Origin of the sequence: Bacillus sp. FSL R5-0447, assembly GCF_038606125.1 — a bacterium.
In the GTDB taxonomy this organism is placed as follows: domain Bacteria; phylum Bacillota; class Bacilli; order Bacillales; family Bacillaceae; genus Bacillus; species Bacillus velezensis.
This window is the reverse complement of the sequence record NZ_CP152012.1, coordinates 562,346-579,539: the sequence shown is the minus strand read 5'-3', so window position 1 is coordinate 579,539 and position 17,194 is coordinate 562,346. Positions and strand designations below refer to the sequence as shown.

At 47.0% G+C, this 17,194-nt stretch carries 20 protein-coding genes; 4 read left to right on the top strand and 16 right to left on the bottom strand.

All coding sequences use genetic code 11. The features are described 5' to 3' along the window. Positions 1-30 precede the first annotated feature (30 nt). The 5 genes from ndoA to acpS all read right to left on the bottom strand — a co-directional run bounded on the left by ndoA (position 31) and on the right by acpS (position 3,611). Positions 31-381: a type II toxin-antitoxin system endoribonuclease NdoA gene (ndoA, locus tag NYE68_RS02900; RefSeq protein WP_003156187.1), complete on the bottom strand. Its 351-nt coding sequence runs from the start codon at positions 379-381 to the stop codon at positions 31-33. A gap of 5 nt (positions 382-386) precedes the next feature. Beyond that, positions 387-668 (bottom strand): type II toxin-antitoxin system antitoxin EndoAI, encoded by a 282-nt coding sequence (gene endB, locus NYE68_RS02895; protein WP_003156188.1) that lies wholly within the window; start codon positions 666-668, stop codon positions 387-389. A gap of 119 nt (positions 669-787) precedes the next feature. After that, positions 788-1,957: an alanine racemase gene (gene alr, locus NYE68_RS02890; RefSeq protein ID WP_064115842.1), complete on the bottom strand. Its 1,170-nt coding sequence runs from the start codon at positions 1,955-1,957 to the stop codon at positions 788-790. Between the two features lie 116 nt (positions 1,958-2,073). After that, on the bottom strand, positions 2,074-3,081 hold the full coding sequence (locus NYE68_RS02885; protein WP_007410230.1) for an outer membrane lipoprotein carrier protein LolA: 1,008 nt from the start codon (positions 3,079-3,081) through the stop codon (positions 2,074-2,076). Positions 3,082-3,245: 164 nt separating this feature from the next. Next, positions 3,246-3,611, bottom strand: coding sequence for a holo-ACP synthase (gene acpS / locus NYE68_RS02880; protein ID WP_007410229.1), 366 nt, complete (start codon positions 3,609-3,611; stop codon positions 3,246-3,248). Positions 3,612-3,703: 92 nt separating this feature from the next. On the opposite strand from acpS, the gene NYE68_RS02875 reads away from it, so the two are divergent. Then, on the top strand, positions 3,704-4,303 hold the full coding sequence (locus NYE68_RS02875; RefSeq protein WP_003156193.1) for a rhomboid family intramembrane serine protease: 600 nt from the start codon (positions 3,704-3,706) through the stop codon (positions 4,301-4,303). On the opposite strand, the gene NYE68_RS02870 is transcribed toward NYE68_RS02875, so the two are convergent. From NYE68_RS02870 to NYE68_RS02850, 5 genes are all read right to left on the bottom strand, one after another. Beyond that, positions 4,300-5,766, bottom strand: coding sequence for a PH domain-containing protein (locus NYE68_RS02870; RefSeq protein ID WP_041482103.1), 1,467 nt, complete (start codon positions 5,764-5,766; stop codon positions 4,300-4,302). The two genes, NYE68_RS02875 and NYE68_RS02870, sit on opposite strands and share 4 nt — an antisense overlap. Beyond that, the gene (locus tag NYE68_RS02865) at positions 5,756-6,235 is read right to left on the bottom strand and encodes a PH domain-containing protein (protein WP_003156195.1); all 480 of its coding nucleotides are present in this window, start codon (positions 6,233-6,235) and stop codon (positions 5,756-5,758) included. Before NYE68_RS02865 ends, NYE68_RS02870 begins: the two co-directional genes overlap by 11 nt. A 116-nt stretch (positions 6,236-6,351) precedes the next feature. Next, a complete protein-coding gene (gene cshA / locus NYE68_RS02860) occupies positions 6,352-7,836 on the bottom strand; it encodes an ATP-dependent RNA helicase CshA (RefSeq protein WP_014416963.1) in 1,485 nt (494 codons plus the stop codon). Positions 7,837-8,167: 331 nt separating this feature from the next. Then, positions 8,168-9,538: a UDP-N-acetylmuramoyl-tripeptide--D-alanyl-D-alanine ligase gene (murF, locus tag NYE68_RS02855; protein WP_229041608.1), complete on the bottom strand. Its 1,371-nt coding sequence runs from the start codon at positions 9,536-9,538 to the stop codon at positions 8,168-8,170. Positions 9,539-9,614: 76 nt separating this feature from the next. Next, on the bottom strand, positions 9,615-10,700 hold the full coding sequence (locus tag NYE68_RS02850; RefSeq protein WP_003156199.1) for a D-alanine--D-alanine ligase: 1,086 nt from the start codon (positions 10,698-10,700) through the stop codon (positions 9,615-9,617). A gap of 153 nt (positions 10,701-10,853) precedes the next feature. Between NYE68_RS02850 and NYE68_RS02845 the strand changes: the two genes are divergently transcribed. Then, positions 10,854-11,171, top strand: coding sequence for a thioredoxin domain-containing protein (locus tag NYE68_RS02845; protein ID WP_015416869.1), 318 nt, complete (start codon positions 10,854-10,856; stop codon positions 11,169-11,171). Here NYE68_RS02845 and NYE68_RS02840 read toward each other — a convergent pair. Beyond that, a complete protein-coding gene (locus tag NYE68_RS02840) occupies positions 11,168-12,061 on the bottom strand; it encodes a cation diffusion facilitator family transporter (protein WP_031378641.1) in 894 nt (297 codons plus the stop codon). The two genes, NYE68_RS02845 and NYE68_RS02840, sit on opposite strands and share 4 nt — an antisense overlap. Positions 12,062-12,274: 213 nt before the next feature. Here NYE68_RS02840 and NYE68_RS02835 point away from each other — a divergent pair, with 213 nt between their 5' ends. Together NYE68_RS02835 and fbpB are read left to right on the top strand one after the other, a co-directional pair. After that, positions 12,275-12,454, top strand: coding sequence for a Fur-regulated basic protein FbpA (locus NYE68_RS02835; RefSeq protein WP_003156203.1), 180 nt, complete (start codon positions 12,275-12,277; stop codon positions 12,452-12,454). Beyond that, positions 12,441-12,587, top strand: coding sequence for a Fur-regulated basic protein FbpB (gene fbpB / locus NYE68_RS02830; RefSeq protein ID WP_003156206.1), 147 nt, complete (start codon positions 12,441-12,443; stop codon positions 12,585-12,587). The genes NYE68_RS02835 and fbpB overlap by 14 nt, the downstream gene beginning before the upstream one ends. Before the next feature lie 25 nt (positions 12,588-12,612). On the opposite strand, the gene NYE68_RS02825 is transcribed toward fbpB, so the two are convergent. From NYE68_RS02825 to NYE68_RS02805, 5 genes are all read right to left on the bottom strand, one after another. Beyond that, the gene (locus NYE68_RS02825; protein ID WP_324636116.1) at positions 12,613-13,758 is read right to left on the bottom strand and encodes an acyl-CoA dehydrogenase family protein; all 1,146 of its coding nucleotides are present in this window, start codon (positions 13,756-13,758) and stop codon (positions 12,613-12,615) included. Positions 13,759-13,872: 114 nt separating this feature from the next. After that, the gene (locus NYE68_RS02820; RefSeq protein WP_007410218.1) at positions 13,873-14,208 is read right to left on the bottom strand and encodes a hypothetical protein; all 336 of its coding nucleotides are present in this window, start codon (positions 14,206-14,208) and stop codon (positions 13,873-13,875) included. Positions 14,209-14,302: 94 nt separating this feature from the next. Further along, on the bottom strand, positions 14,303-15,070 hold the full coding sequence (locus tag NYE68_RS02815) for an ABC transporter permease (RefSeq protein WP_007410217.1): 768 nt from the start codon (positions 15,068-15,070) through the stop codon (positions 14,303-14,305). Next, positions 15,063-15,989: an ABC transporter ATP-binding protein gene (locus NYE68_RS02810; protein WP_031378644.1), complete on the bottom strand. Its 927-nt coding sequence runs from the start codon at positions 15,987-15,989 to the stop codon at positions 15,063-15,065. Before NYE68_RS02810 ends, NYE68_RS02815 begins: the two co-directional genes overlap by 8 nt. A gap of 101 nt (positions 15,990-16,090) precedes the next feature. After that, the gene (locus tag NYE68_RS02805; protein ID WP_007410215.1) at positions 16,091-17,140 is read right to left on the bottom strand and encodes an AI-2E family transporter; all 1,050 of its coding nucleotides are present in this window, start codon (positions 17,138-17,140) and stop codon (positions 16,091-16,093) included. Positions 17,141-17,194 lie beyond the last annotated feature (54 nt).

Below are 17,194 nucleotides of genomic sequence, written 5' to 3'. Positions count from 1 at the left end.
AGTTGCTCTTTATGAGCAACCAAAATATGACTAAAAATCAATGAGTGCCAAACTGATTTGCAAGGCTTCATCAACCTTATCCATCATTTCATCATCCAGATGAGTTATTTTATCCGTTAATCTTTGCTTGTCAATCGTCCGAATTTGCTCCAGCAAAATAACGGAATCTCTTTCAAAACCGTAGCGTTTTGCATCAATTTCGACGTGGGTTGGTAATTTCGCTTTCTGTATTTGGGCTGTTATGGCTGCAACAATAGCAGTCGGGCTAAAGCGATTTCCGATATCATTCTGGATCACTAAAACCGGGCGTACGCCGCCTTGCTCTGAGCCAACAACAGGAGATAAATCAGCAAAATAAACATCGCCGCGCTTTACAATCAAAATGATTATCCTCCGCTGACTAAGCGCTCAACGGTCGTTTCTGCTTCGCACTCAGCATAGTGAGCCTCAGAAGAGATATTCAAGTTGATTTTCGCCATTTCCATATACCCGCGTCTCATCAAATCACGGTTATGGCGAGTTGTCCGTTCGCTGACATACGCTCTCACTGCTTGTGATATCAGTTCGTTTCTGCTTCGTTTCTCCCGCATCGCTACACCATCCAATTCAGCTACTAAGTTTTCGGGCAAGCTGATTTTCATTTCGGTTCTTGCGCTGGATTCAGACAAAAAACATACACCTCCACCAAACTTACGGATACGACCAATTCATCCATCCAGACATAATGATACCATTATTCAAACGTCAAGCAAAGCTGTTTTATAAATTCTCTTTTTCCGGATGACGGCTACTTGCTTGTATTATCTTGCAGTAAAGGATTTCTTACTTCCATTATACTCTCATTTTCCAAAAACATACGGGGAACGCGGGAACTAATGGTACAAGGGACCTCGTAATTAATTGTCCCAAGCCGCCCGGCGATTTCATCCATCGTGATCGTTTCTTCCTTCTGGCTGCCGATCAGGGTGACTTTGGTGCCCGGCGGATAAGATTGATCTAATTCGACCATCAATTGATCCATGCAGATTCTTCCCGCGATATTCATCCGTTTGCCGCCGATCAGCACAGACGTGCCGCTCAGCTTGCGGAGCCACCCGTCTGCATAGCCGATGGGAACCGTTCCGATCCATTGATCCTTCTCTGCCGTATATGTTGCGCCGTAGCTGACGCTTTCCCCTTTGCGGATCTTTTTCACATGGGATAAAACAGAGTGCAGCGCAAAAGCCGGCTTTAATTGAAACGGAATTTCGCTTTGGATGTCAGCAGAAGGACGAAGCCCGTACATACTGATGCCGAAACGAACCGCGTTAAAGAAGCCCTTTTTAAGACGAAGTCCGGCAGCGCTGTTCGCGCAGTGCACCATCAATTCTTTTAAAGGAAGCGGAGCGATCAATGTTTTAAAGCGGTCAAACTGGAAGAGGAAATAATCTCTGTTTTTCTCATCCGCGGTAGCAAAGTGGGTGAATACGCCTTTACAGACTAAACCGGGATTTTGGCTGAGGATTTTTAACACGCTTTGGATTTCTTCCTCCGTTTTGACTCCGAGTCTGTTCATGCCGGTGTCGACTTTCAGATGAAACGGCACTGTCGCACTTCCGAGGTGGCGCGCAGCTTCCTGAAGCCATTCAACAGAATACCCCGTGAGTGTTACGTCATACTCGGCAGCTGCTTGTACATATTCGGGCGGCACGGCGCCAAGCACGAGAATCGGCGCTGTAATGCCCCGCTTTCTCAATGAAATCGCTTCATCCAGTATGGCTACGGCAAGACAAGAGGCACCCGCTTCAAGCGCGGCTTTCCCAACTTCCAAATCTCCGTGGCCGTAAGCGTTCGCCTTTACAACCGCCATGAGATGGACGTTTTGCCCGATGTGTTTTTTCATATGCGTGACATTTTCTTTAATCGCGGACAGATTGATTTCCGCCCACGTTTCTCTGTAAAAGGATGCTGTGGTCATTCGATACACTTCCTAGCATTATTTTCAATTCATATTGTTATTATCATACTAAAATTATTCTGCAAAGTGAAATGGAATCAAAAAAGAGACCGACAGCAGCGGCCTCTTTTTTGACGTTATTTTGACGACTGTCCCTGCATGCTTTTGGCGGCGGCCACCATTTCATCTTTTGTAAGATCCTGTGATGACAGAAGATAATCCACTCCGTCATATGTCCACGTTAAAGACGTATCAGATAATGCCGCAACCGTGAAGCCGAGATTAACCGGTTCGCCTTTCAGCGTGACGGCAGAGGCGGCTTTTGCGATATGGGCTTTTTCTTGAATAAGGGTGAATGATTTTTCTCCGCCGTAAGTCATGACGATCCGTTTGCCGTCCGCCGTTGAAATATCTTTCTCTTCAAGCTTTTTGACGCCGGCCGGCACTTGAAGCGGTGTTTTGACCGCAAATGAATCAGACGGCTTGGCGCTTGTGGCGACGTCCATCTGAGAAAGCGTCATATTTTTCTTCTCGTCAAAAGAGTCTTTATCGAACGGCTTGTTGAATTCAAAGCTTTTGAATTCGACTTTTACCATCACTTTCCGGTCTGTATCCATGACTTTGACGAGCGACGGGCTCATGTCCTTTTTGTTGAAAGTGATTTCCTGAGTCGGCAGCATTTTGTTGTGCTGATAGTTTGTTTTTGTTTCAAACGTGTACTTTTTATCTTTGGCGGAATAGACGGCGTCTTTGTCATGCTGCACGTCCTTTACAAGTGACTCAAACAAATATACTTGGCTGCTGTTATTCGGCCAGTCGCTTTGGAATCTGAAGCTCTTATTTAACGACGGCGTGAGGACAAAGACTCCGTTGGCGTTCCGTAAAATGACTTGGTTTTGGTCTTTTTTCGGATTTTCCAAATAGACCCGGTACAGGGAAGGCTTTTTATGCCAGATTTCCACATTGTATACTTGCGGATCACTCCCCGTTTCAATGGTCATTTTGGCTTTCGCTTTGTACGAGGTGTATTCTTTCGCCTTCTTATCTAAACCGTTCACGATATCTTCCTGTGATTTTTGGCCGCAGGCCGAAAGAATAAGGACGGCAAGCAGTCCCGTTAAAAGCAAAACAAAGCTTTTTCTCACCTTTTTTCAACCCCTTCTTCTCAATTGATGTAAAGGGAAGAAATCGCTTGTTTGACTTTAACGGTACGCCCTGAACGGACGGACGCGTACCATAAAAGCCTCAAACAACTTGTCTCCCTTAATGCACTATCAAATATATGAAGGGGTTCCGGCTAATATGCAGACTAGCGTGACAACCTTTCAATCACGACCTGTGCCGCGGCGTATTCTTTTGTATGGGTAATGGAGACGTGAACCGCCGCGCCGTCAAGCTTGGCGCAGGCCAGCACAGGCTTTCCCGCTTTGTCGTTTCCGGTTTCAATATCCTGAAAGCTGAGCTCTTTGCCGATACCTGTGCCGTATGCTTTCGAAAAGGCTTCTTTTGCCGCAAATCTTCCCGCGAGAAATTCAATTTTCCTTTTGTCCGACAGCAATGTAAAACGGGCGTATTCAGCCTCCGTCAATATTCTTTGCGGAAATCTCGCCTGCCGGCTGAGCATGTTTTCAATTCTGTGCAGTTCAACGATGTCGATTCCGATTCCGAAAATCATGTGAATTCCTCCTAAAAGTCCGTACTAAAAAACGGTTTATGTCATAAACGTGTTACTATATATGTAACAAATCAGATGCAAAGGGGCTTGCGATGTTTATACGAACGGAAAATTTCCAGACTTTTATCAGACGTTATCCGGCCGTCAGCTGTATCTTGGCGCTGCAGGCGTTCTTGTGGCTGTTTTTCAGTATGCCGCTTCATTCCGTCATGATGTGGTCAGATGCTGTGACCGGCTATAATTACGGCGTTTCCTCGGGAGAATGGTGGCGGCTGGTGACACCGATGTTTTTACACGCGAATTTCACTCACCTTTTGTTTAACTCCATGTCTCTCTTTTTATTCGCGCCCCCGCTTGAGCAGATGCTCGGAAAAGTCCGTTTTCTGATTGTGTACATCGCATCGGGCATCATCGGCAATATCGGCACGTATCTTGCCGAACCGCTTGATTATGTGCATGTCGGCGCATCCGGCGCGATCTTCGGACTTTTCGGCGTGTATGTGTTTTTGACTGTTTTCCGCAAGGAGCTGATCGGCCGGGATCAGTCGAAAATGATTATGACCCTGCTTATCATCGCGGTGCTGTCGACGTTTATCAACTCTAATATTAACATTATGGCGCATTTGTTCGGACTGGCAGGCGGATTTTTGCTTTCCTTTTTATGCGTGCAGCAAAAAAAGCGGCGGTATTAACCGTCCGCTTTTTCATATGAATACCAGCGCCCGATGCGTTCGGCATCTTCCTCGCTGACATCCTTCAGCATGACATGCTCCATGTGGTGAGCTGATTTCACTGCGGTAGCCACAGATGCGAGCCGCCTTCTTTTTTGCAGAAAGGAGCGGCTGACTTCAAACATCTGCATTCTTCTTCTCAGCATAATCGTGGTCGTCTTCCCGACCAGCCTCGTGGTAATCTGAAGCCTGCCGCCGTTTATGCACCATGACGCTGTCCTAAACGAGGCATATCCAAGCACCAGTTCGACGGGAAGCACAAGGAGCGATGCATATCCCCACGGCTTAAACAGAATACAAAGCGGGATGATCACGAAAACCGAGAAGATTATGGATCGGAATAAATACCGGCGCAGCGCCCTTTTCGGCAAATGATTCCGGTTTTCTTCCAGCACGTAATCCGGTGTGAAACCGTTCAGCATCACTCCGAGCTTTGATTTGCGGATGATCGGAAACAGAATCGTCTGTGCTCCTTCTTTCTCATTCCCCGCACTGCCTGCGCTGACAATCGCCACCGTCGCGTATCCTAATAATTGCCTGATCACATTTTCTTTCATTTTAATGGCTTGGATTTTACGGAGCGGGATTGTCACTTGATGTTTTTCAATAATTCCTCTGGTAATGACCAATTCGTGTTCCTTTTTTTCTATTTTAAAGTTGGCATGCTTGATCATCATACCGGCGATGCTTAACAGCCAGGCGATGAACAATCCTATGAAAATGATCACGGCGTATATACCGATGCTCGCATGCTTGAGAAAAGAAAACCTGTCATAGAGCCAGTCCATCGGAAGTACTTCATCAATCTGAGAAAAGAGGGCGAATACCGCTGAGATGATGACACCGATTCCCCCGGATGTTGAGGCGGCCATAAGCAGCTCACCTACAGACAATCGGTAAACGGATTGCACATCTTCCCCGCGCATCGGCTCCTGCTCCGCTGCGGTCTCCCCTCGTTCTTCTTGTTCCGCTTTTTGCTGAAAAACAGCCGCTCTGATCCGTTCCGCCTCTTCCACAGTAATGGCGGATAAGACGGCCTCGGCGTTTTTCCCGTCGCCGGCCGTTTCGATTTGAAGCTTAACAAGCTTAAAAAGCTGCTGAATGATGCCGGCACTCGTATTCATTGATTGAATCCGGTCAATGGAGATGTATCTCTTTTTCGTAAAAAACAAGCCTTCTTCAATTCTGAATTCTCCGTCCTCAATCCGGTATGTGAATTTTCTCCACTCGATCACACTAGCCGTAATCAGCCAGATAAGCAGGACGGCGAGCGCAATGCCTCCGTAAAAGCGGATGAAGTGGTTGGAGTTTACAATATAGACGAGAAAAAATGGCAGAATAATGTTTTTAATGGTTTCGATAATAATATGGAATAAGTTCAAAATCACGGCCGCCGGGTGCAGACGTTTCGGCTCAGACATCATCTTCCGTCACCCTTGCCAGACGGGAAATGGAATCCCTCAGCCGGTCAGCTTCCTCCATATCAAGCGCCGGAATGGAATGAACGGTTGCCGCCGTGGAGATTTTGACTGAGGCCAGACGGTACCTTCTGAGGAGCGGGCCTTGTGAAGTATCTACGTGCTGCACCCTCACCATCGGCACAATGACCCGTTTGACAATAAAAATGCCGGATTGAATATCAATTTCATTTTCATGGACTTCATAGCGCCAGATCCTGTGCCTGATTTTCGGTATGGCATAGACGGATATCACTGAACCGATGACCCAAATGATGCCGAGGACTCCGGTGATCCAATACGGCCAATGGAAGAAATGGCTTAAAACAGCTGCTGCTATAACGGCCAGAAGACAGAAGGCGGACAGGATGATTTCCTGAAGACGCCAGACTTTTAAGCCGCTTGGACTGATTCGATTTTTTGGCTGTGCTCTCAACATACCTACCTCCCATTTTTTATCATACATACAAATACGGCTGATTTGCAAAAAAGATTCACTTTCCGGCATATCAAAAAAAAGCGGACCCCGTAAAAGGGTCCGCTTCCTGTGTTTTAGTATGATTTTTTCTGGCGTCTGTCACCTGAAGAACGGCGGTCGCTTGAGCGTTTTTTATCGTAGGAAGAACGGTTGTTGTTTTTCCCTTTGCCGCCGCGGTAGCCGCCGCCTTGGCCGTCTCTGCGCTTAGAAGTACGCTGGTTTTTATAGCGTTTGCTGACCATCGGCGCTTCATCAGTGAGGCGTACAGGCGTGCTGTCCGGCTCTTTTGTCGCCATTTTAATGGCTGCAGCCACAACTGTCACTGCATCATGATCTTCTAACAATTCCGCAGCTGCCGTCATGTAGAAGTTCAGGTTGTTTTCGCTGATCGCCGTGCGCAGACGGTCAACCGTCACCTGCTGCTGTCCTTCTAATGCTTCGTCAAGCGTCGGCTCTTTCATGCGGTCCATTTTGCGTTTTGTCGTTTGTTCAATCGCGCGAAGCATGCTTTTCTCACGCGGTGTGATAAACGTCATCGCCATACCCGTTTTTCCTGCACGGCCCGTTCTTCCGATACGGTGAACGTAGCTTTCAGGATCTTGAGGCACGTCAAAGTTGTAAACGTGGGTAACGCCTGAGATATCAAGTCCGCGGGCGGCAACGTCAGTCGCTACAAGCACTTCGATCGCACCTTCTTTAAATTTACGAAGCGCAACCATACGTTTCGCCTGCGTTAAGTCGCCGTGAATTCCTTCAGCTGCATATCCGCGAAGGTTCAGGGCTTCAGCAAGCTCATCGACACGGCGTTTCGTACGTCCGAATACGATCGCAAGTTCCGGAGACTGAATGTCAAGAAGACGAGTCAGCGTATCGAATTTTTTGCGCTCCTGCACTTCCAAGTAGAACTGCTGAATGTTGGACACAGTCATTTCTTTCGCTTTTACTTTTACGTGTTCCGGCTCAGTCATGAAACGCTCTGCGATCCGTTTGATCGGCGCAGGCATTGTTGCTGAGAATAAGAGCGTTTGGTGGTCGCTCGGCACGTTTGAGAGAATGGATTCAATGTCATCAATGAATCCCATATTCAGCATTTCATCAGCCTCATCCATGACAACCGTGTTCACGTTGTTTAAACGGATCGTGCGGCGGTTGATATGGTCAAGAAGACGCCCCGGCGTACCTACGATGATATGCGGGTTTTTCTTCAATGCGCGGATCTGACGTCCGATATCCTGACCGCCGTAAATAGGCAGCACTTTCGCACGCTTATCTTGTCCGATTTTATATAACTCTTCAGATACTTGAATGGCTAATTCACGGGTTGGCGCGATTACGATTGCTTGAATATTAGGAGACTCGGGGTTCATTTTTTCAACAAGGGGTATACCGAACGCAGCTGTTTTACCTGTACCTGTTTGCGCTTGTCCGATGACATCTTTATTTAAAAGTCCGAGCGGAATCGTTTGTGCCTGGATCGGTGTTGCTTCTTCAAATCCCATACGATTGATTGATTTCATGAGATCAGAACTTAATTGGAAATCTTGAAACGTTATAGTCAAATTATTCAAACTCCTTCTGATTGCTGTTTCAGTAATGTCGTGATTTACCACTAAAAACCGCCCTTTCATCCAAAGGACAGGATCATACGTATACAAAGCCCGAATTACTTTACGTTTAATCTTACCATTACACTATGTGTTTTTCAATAAGGCGAGATGGTCAGGCGGCCGGAAGCGGCCTGACCGGATTCTTCCCGCAAACGAGGCCGGACCCCGCGCCGGACGGGATTTCCCAGCCGGCGGCCTTTCTTTTTCAATACGGACAGAATTATTTCACCCTGAATTAGTTTCTTCATTTTTGTATATTTTTATAATGCTGATCAGTATTTTTTCAGTTCTTCTCTAATAAATCTTTAACGATTTCTTCGAGCTTCATACCTCTCGATGCTTTAAACAGAAGGAGATCGCCGGAAGCGGCCATTTCCTGTATGGCGTGAAGCAGTTCTTTTTTGTCAAGATAATGGCTGACGCGCCCTTCTTCAAAATGCCGGCGCGCTCCGTCAGCGATGAATGCGCCGAGTGTGCCGTAAGTAAATACATGGTCGATTTCCGCCGGATTAACCGCAGCTCCGCATTCTTCGTGGAATGCTTTTTCTTCATCACCGAGTTCAAGCATATCACCGAGCACGAGCATTTTCTTCCGATAGCCTTTCATCGTTTCGATTAATTCGACCGCCGCTTTCATTGACGTCGGGCTCGCATTATACGCGTCGTTTACGATCGAGATGCCGTTGTCCGTTTTGACCAGTTCCAATCTCATCCCCGTCACCTTCAGGCGGCTCAGTCCCAGAGCGGCATTTTCCGGCGTAATGCCGAAATAGATGCCGGCGGCGTATGCGGCCATGGCATTCATCACATTATGTCTGCCGAGAACCGGAATAAAGAAAGAACGGTCGATTCCGTCGATATTGAAGTACGTGCCTTCTTCCGCCTGTTTTATTTCTTTCAGGCGGAGATCATTGTCCGCGCCTGCGCCGTATGTCGTTGTCCGGCAAGTGTACGTCTTTTCGCGAAGCAGCGGCTCATCCCCGAAATAAAACAGAACGCCGTCTTCCCGAAGTCCGTTTATAATTTCAAGTTTCGCCTCCGCAATTCCTTCTCTTGAGCCTAAATCCTGCATGTGGGATTCGCCGATATTGGTAATGACGGCCGCTTCCGGTTCAGCAAGACGGCTCAGAAAATCAATTTCGCCTCTCGCGCTCATTCCCATTTCTAAAACGGCGATTTCTGTATCTTCAGGCATGGCAAGCACGGTCAGCGGCAGGCCGATATGATTGTTGAAATTGCCGGCGGTTTTGTGAACGCGGTACTGAGTGCCGAGAACGGCGTGAAGCATGTCTTTCGTTGTCGTTTTTCCGTTGCTCCCGGTCACCCCGATGACCCGTGTGCCGAGCTCTTTCAAATAAGCTTTTGCCAATGTCTGCAGCGCCTCCAGCGTGTCATTGACCAGGATGACAGCACGCCCTTCCGGCGGATTCGGTTCAGAGCGGTCCCACAATACCGCGGAAACGCCTTTTTCGAATGCTTGCGGCACAAAGGTATGGCCGTTAAAATGCTCGCCTTTTAAAGGAATGAACAGCTGATTTTTTTCCAAAGTCCGCGTATCGGTTGCGGCGCCCTCAATCATTGTTTGTTCAAATTCGGGATTTGTCAGTGTGCCTTTGACCATGTCGGCGATTCGTTTTACAGTTCGCTTTATCAAAGGTGGCACCTCGCTTTCTGAAAATGTTGTCTGTTACGGGAAAAGACACTGCCCCTTCAGGCAGTGTCCGTCTTCATTAAAATGTATGTTTAATCAGCTGTTTTTCGGCATGGCGTTCTTTTGCCAGCTCAACCAGCTGTTCGATCAGATCACTGTAATCTACGCCTGCTTCTTTCCAAAGCAGCGGGAACATGCTGAATGGCGTAAAGCCCGGCATTGTGTTCACTTCGTTAATGAGCACTTGACCGTCATTGGTCAGGAAGAAATCGGCGCGGACAAGGCCTGATCCGTCAATCGCTTTGAAGGCTTTAATCGCCATTTCGCTGATTTCCGCATATTGTTCATCCGTCACTTGCGCGGGAATCATTAAATCCGTGTCGCCGTCTTCATATTTCGCTTTGTAATCGTAAAAGTCGGTTTTCGGCGCGATTTCACCGACGGCGGAGCATTTCGGTTCGTCATTTCCGAGTACGCCGATTTCGATTTCTCTGCCGGCGATTCCTTCTTCCACCACAATTTTCCGGTCATATTCAAAAGCCAGTTCGAAGGCTTTTTCAAGCTCTTCACGGTTTCGGCATTTGCTGATTCCGACGCTTGATCCGAGGTTCGCCGGTTTGACGAAGCACGGATAACCCAGCTCCTCTTCAACCTGCTGTAAGCAGCTGTCCGGCGTCTGTTTCCAGTCCTTTTTTAAGAAAGCGGCGTACTTCGCCTGCGGAAGCCCCGCTTGAGCGAACAAATGCTTCATGATGACTTTATCCATGCCGGCTGATGATGCAAGCACCCCGTTGCCGACATAAGGAACGTTCAGCAATTCCAGGAGACCCTGAATGGTGCCGTCTTCACCGTTCGGTCCGTGGAGAAGCGGAAATACGACATCGATCGGCGCCTTTTCGTCAGGCGACGCTTCAGGAAACATTTCCCGGTTCAATGCTGATAGAGCGAAACTTTCACCGTTTTGTTCCAGCTGAAGCATTTTCACGTTGGAAACCGGCTCAGTCAGCAGCGGGCCTCTTTGCCATTCTCCTTTTTCAGTGATGTAAATCGGATGTATATCAAACTTCTCAGTATTAAGCGCTTTTGTTACAGCTAATGCTGTCTGCAGCGATACATTGTGTTCGGCTGACTTTCCGCCGTACACCAATCCTAGACTTGTTTTCAATGGATATTCCCCCCACAACAATTCATCTTTACTATCTTATCACTTTCCTCAGAAAATGATCTAATTATTTTTGGGCATTCTGAATATGAAAGCATTTGTATGTAATTCCTTTTTATTTTATATTAAAATGGCATGGAAAAGGAGATGTGTCATATGAAAAAAATCAATACAACAGAACAATTTAATGAACTTATTCAATCCGACAAGGAAATCATCGTGAAATTTTTCGCTGACTGGTGCCCTGACTGCACGCGCATGAATATGTTCATCGGCGATATTTTGGAAGAATATAATCAAAATGATTGGTATGAACTGAACAGAGACGAGCTCCCTGAGCTTGCCGACAAATATCAGGTAATGGGCATACCGAGCCTTCTGATCTTTAAAAACGGCGAAAAGAAAGCGCATCTTCACAGCGCAAACGCGAAAACGCCCGAAGAAGTCACAGAGTTTTTATCACAGCATATTTAATTCGTTTCACGATCTTTGTTTATGACTTCAGGCTCTACATGAACATGGACATGAGTCACATCATGTTCATGTTTTATTGCATATTCGACCTCATCGGCTACTGCATGGCCTTCTTTCACAGACAGTCCCGGATCTACCGTAATGACCATTTCCACATGAACCGTGCTCCCTAAATACCTTGCTTTCACATCCTTCAGCCTGCTGACCTCTTTTATTTCTTTCACCGTGTGTTTATACGGCTCCAAATCTTTCAGATCAAACCCGTCCGTCAATGAGTGGGAAGCATCTTTGAAGATGTCCCATGCTGTCTTACAGATGATGATTCCGATCAGAAAAGCAATGACCGGATCAATCCACGGCAGATGAAGCCGGGCGGTTAAGACGCCTATAAACGCCCCAATACTGACATAGGCGTCAGAACGGCTGTCTTTCGCCGCCGCATGAAGCGCAGAACTTTTAACCCGATCCGCAAGTCGGCTGTTATATACATACATGCCGTACATTATAATCGCGCTTCCGAGCGCCGTCCATGCCGCAATGAAGCTCGGCTCGGCCTCCGTTCCGCTGACAATCGCCTTTGCTCCCCCGATCAGCACTTCAATACCGACCGCCATCATAATAAAAGACGCAATTAATGAAGAAATTGTTTCAGCCCGATAATGTCCGTAAGCATGATCACTGTCCGCGGGGCGCTGGGAAATCCGGAGCCCGATCAGCACAGCCAGTGATGCGACAATATCCGTGGCATTATTTAACCCGTCCGCTCTGAGCGCTTCGGAATGATAAATAAGACCGATCACCAGTTTGACGGCGGCAAGGATGAGGTACGCGGCGATATTAAGAATCGCGCCTTTCTCACCCCGTTTTAAGTTTGCCGTTTGATCATTCATGTAAGGACTCCTCCATTCTCATTCATAGTATGGATGGAAAAGCGGAAAAATAGCAGCTTTGATCTGACCAAATGCAATATTCGACAGCATTATTCCCCGGGAAACTTTTTGTCGAAAAATTGGCGGTATTTTCCCTTTACATATGAATATGCCCATTGTATACTTTCATTAACTGATAATGATTCTCAATATCATTTGATTAGGAGGGTAATCATGAGGTCTTCTCCTCAGCTCAGATCATCAGTTGAAGGACGAAAAAAACATCTGATCCATTTGCTGATCAATAACGGAATATACAAAAAGTCGGAACGGCATTTATATGAATTATCGCTCGGAGAGTTAGAAAGCGAATACAAATATGTAAGGAAGGTGCGGGCTCATGGCGAAACGTAAAATAAAAACATACGAACAGCTGATAAAAGAAAACAAGGCGGCCATTATGAATAATCAAAAGCTGATGAATGTGATCTATGACAGAATTGACCGCAAGCATCAAAAACTGCTCCGGCACAACAGCCATACATAAAAAGAGCCTTTTTCAGGCTCTTTTTTTATTGCTTGAAGGCTTCCGCCGCTAATTTGCCGATGACTGCATCGTCCATCGGCGGATTGTGAAGGCCGGCCCGGGCATCCCGGTAATACCGCTGAAGCGGATTGTTTCGCTCCAGGCTTTTTGCGCCAGTGATTCTCATTGCTTTATCAACAACAGAAAGGACGGCATTTGTCACAATATGTTTTGCGGCGCCGAGCTCGCTTTTGATGAAAGGGCGGCGTTTCGGGTCATCATACATTTGCGCCGCCGTGAAGAGAAACTGTCTCGCTTTTAACAATTCAAGCTCCATTTCCCCGACACGCTGCCCAACGGCCGGCACGTCTTTAATCGGTCCGTTCAGGCTGTTCGGCGAATATTCGGATGCAAACCGGACGGCATAGTCCCTTGCCGCTTGAGCGATACCCAGATAAGCAGCGGGAATGTGAAGTAGCCAGCCATTCACTTTCGCCGCTCTCGGCCCGCTGATAAGCTCCACAAGCCGCTCGTCACTGACCGTGACATGATCTAAAAGGAGATCATGGCTTCCGGTCGCCTTCATGGCAATCATATCCCATGTTTCTTCGACTGAAACGCCTGCCTGATCTTTATGAATGAGAAAAACACCGGTCGTTTGTTTTTCTTCAATCCATGCCGTCACAAGCATATAATTCAAAGTCAGCGAAAGGGTTGTAAAGGTTTTTCGGCCGTTCAGCACCCATTTTCTGTCTTTTTTGACAGCGGAGGTGCCGGGTCTTCCTCCCCTCGTCGGACTGCCGGTCTGCCGTTCCGTCGCTGCCCTGTTCAGGACAGCTCCCTTTTTCACCTCTTCTGTGATAAATGAAAAGACATCTTCATCCCAGCTGTTTCCTTCTCCGAGCTCACCCATGACGGATAAATGCCAGCCGATTCCGAGAGCAACGGCCGCGTCTCCCCGCGCCAGCCGTTCCTGAAACAGCACCATATCATAAACGGAAATGCCTGCACCGCCGAATACCTCAGGTACCGTTAACGCCGTATATCCCGCGTCGCGCAGTCTTTGAATTTTCTCCGCGGGAAAACGGCCCGCCTCATCATCAAGCGCGGCTGTTTTTTGAAATTCGTCTGCAAGCAGGCCGATTTTTTCCATCCATTCCCTCTGCCGTTCATTCTGTATCCATAAAGACACTGGAATCCCCCCATTATAATTCCGATAAAGTTAATAAGTATTATAGAGATTCAAGTCTCGTTTCGCAACTGTGAGGCTGTACAAAAAAACACGCTATTCCATGGAATAGCGCGTTCAGACTGCTTCCGGGCCGCGGTCCTGCTTAAGCCCGAGATAAATCAGCATATATGTGAGATAACCCATCGTCATCACAAGCCCGCCAAAGAAAAAGCTTGAAAAAATCGGCTCTTCAAACGCGGTAACTGCAGCAAGCACGATCCAGCTTGCATACAGGTAGATGATGAAATAACGGAATCCCGACTTCATTTTATATAAGAGAAACAGCCCCACTGTAGAAAACAAACCCAGCGCAAGCCTGAAATAAACAAGATGTTCGAATTGGAACATGAATGACACAAAGGAAAAACCAAGCAATAACACAATCGGTAATGCGGTAATAAAATTTCTCAAGTGAGCACCTCCGTCATTACCTTTATTATAAATCAAAATAGCATAAATTATTGATTTATCGTGATCTTTTTCACAAAAATGTCATTCCTTTACTTTATACCCGAACATCGCGTTTGCAAAAGCTCCACCAAGCGACGGCTAAGAAGAATACGATATGGATAATGATAATGCCTGCGGAAAATAACGGCGTCATTCCCGCAAACAGCGGTTTCGCCCCGCTCATATATTGCGTCAGGTCAGTATTTGCGAACAGCAGAAAACTTCCCCATTTGTTTTGGAAGAGCGACATAATCGTCACGAGTGATTTTGCGCCGTACAGCACGATAAATGACAAAATGACGGCCGTTGCGCTGTTTCGGAATACAGAAGAACACAACAAGCCAAAGCATGCCATCGCAAACGCCTCGACCCAGTTCGTGCCGATTACTTTCAGGGTGTTCATAAGAAGCGTCCCTGATTCAGATGTCACCGACACACCGAAGAAAGCCATACCGAACAGCAGAGACAGAATATAGTACGCCGCATACAGGTACAAGCTGACCAAAAATACGGTAATGAGTTTAGATACAAATATCCGCTCCCGCTTTACCGGGCGGATTAACAAAAATTTGATCGTTTTCTTATCAAATTCAGCGGAAATGATCGTTGCCGCGATCACGATCGTTAACGCCTCAAGCAGAATATTCAGCCCGGGCGCGTACGCCATATAGCCGATGAAATTCTCATCCGTTCCGGAACTGATGACAAGCCGTTTAATGACAAGCGCCATAATAAATTGGAGAACGGCCATCAGAATCAGCGCCACTAATGAGACTTTTCGGTTAAAGAGTTTCATATGCTCATTCGCTGTCAATTTAAACATTCGTCTCCCCCTCCTCTTGAAGCGCCGTCGTCACTTTCATGAATTCATCCTCCAGCGATTCCGCATACGGCATGATGGAATACACGAGAAAGTCTTGTCCGACGAGCGCACGGTTTAATGCCGGGATGTCTTTCTTCGCTACGGTGACGGTAATGCCCCCGCCGTTTTTCTCCGGAGCAAATTGCTGTTGGGACAGCCATTCGAATGCTTCGTCAGCCGGCTGAATGTCGAGGACGGCTTTTTCTTCTTTTTCCTCAGCGCCGCGCAGAACAACCTCTGTTTTGATCTCACCTTTTTGAATGATGATGACACGGTCGCAAAGGTCCTCCACTTCACGCAATAAATGCGTCGCAAAAAGGATGCTCGTCCCTTCAAGCTCCGCGAGTTCCTTTAAGTGATCGCGGAAATCCTTCATTCCGCCGGGATCAAGCCCGTTTGTCGGTTCATCTAAAATGAGCAGATTCGGACGGTGAAGAATGGCCTGCGCAATTCCGAGACGCTGGCGCATGCCAAGGGAATACGTTTTAACTTTGTCATGAACGGCATTGGTGAGCCCGACCCGCTCGATGACTTCCTGAAGCCTGTCCTCTTTGATGTTTTTGTGCATGTTGGCAAAGTGCTTCAGATTTTCCCACCCCGTCAGGTACGGGTAGAATTCAGGATTTTCCACGATCGCTCCGACGGATTCAAGCGCTTTTTCGAAATCAGCATCGTGCTGAAAGCCGTTAATTGTAATCGTGCCGCTGTTTTTCTTTAAAAGACCGACGATGATTCGGATAAGTGTGGTTTTTCCCGACCCGTTCGGACCGAGCAAACCGATGATCTCGCCCTGCCTGACATTCATGCTGATGTTTTTTAAAATGTGCTTTTTGCCTATTGTTTTGTCAAGGCCTTCAATATGTAAAATCGGCTCAGTCATACAGCCTTCCTCCTTTTTCACAAAAAATAAACAGTGCCCGTACATAGGCACTGTCTGCATTATAACATTAGTCATATATTCGTGAAGAGCCGGAGCCGACGTTATGTCTTATCCGGGACCGGTCCGTTTTTTTCCTTCTCTTCATTATTGACGACATCCAGAATATCAAGCAGGAACACAAAAATCGGAATTCCGATAATCAAGCCCCAAATGCCGAAGAAATGTTCCGAGAAAATCAGAACTGTAAAAGTAAAAAAGATCGGCAGTTCCGTTTTCGCTGACATCAGTTTCGGATTAAGGAAGTACGTCTCAATCGCATGGATGACGAAAATGACCAGCACGATGTAGATGACATACGCTGCGCCGCCCGTCGTATACGCGATGATGCTGAGCGGAATGAGCGAAATCACCACACCCGCAACGGGAATGAGCCCGAGGAAAAAGACCATGATTGACAGGCCGAACAGCTGCGGAAAATGCAGAATCGCCAATGCGATCAAGGTGAGGATACAGTTCACCAGCGCGATAATAAATTGGGCTTCAAGCACTTTGCCGAATGTTCTCGCAAACTTGCTGCCGAAATAAGCAAGTTCGTAGTAAAAAACAGACAGCTTGCTGTGCTGAAATTTTTTCATAAACTCCGTGAGCCGCTTTTTCTCGAACAGGAAAAACATGCTGAGAATCAGTGACATCACGACCTGCAAACCGAAAGTGCTGATATCGGCCAAGTATGTATACAGTACATTAAAACCTTCTTTTACATAGGAACCGATATTGATATCGCCGAACACGCTCGATATCTCATCATAAAACGGAATGACATCGGGATGATACGCGATGTGCTTGATCTGCTTAATCAGCTGTTCAATCTGCTTGGCAACAATCGGGTAAAAGACAAAGCCTCCGACAGTCGCCCCGACAGCCAGCGCAATATATAAAACGGTGATGACCACCCTCTGGCTGATCCGGAAAAAATGGTTCAACACGTGCCGGATGACAGTCTCCAGCCGATCCATCAGAAAAGTAAAAATAAACGTAAGCAAAATCAAATTAATCATACTTCGGAATACAACTAACACCCCAGTCAAAACAAGAAAAACGGAAAAACGTCTGACACCCGGATGCTGAAAAAATTTAAAAATAGCCGCCATTTATACACTCCTGCTAGGACAAAAAGCCCTTAGATTTCATCTTTCACTCTCTAA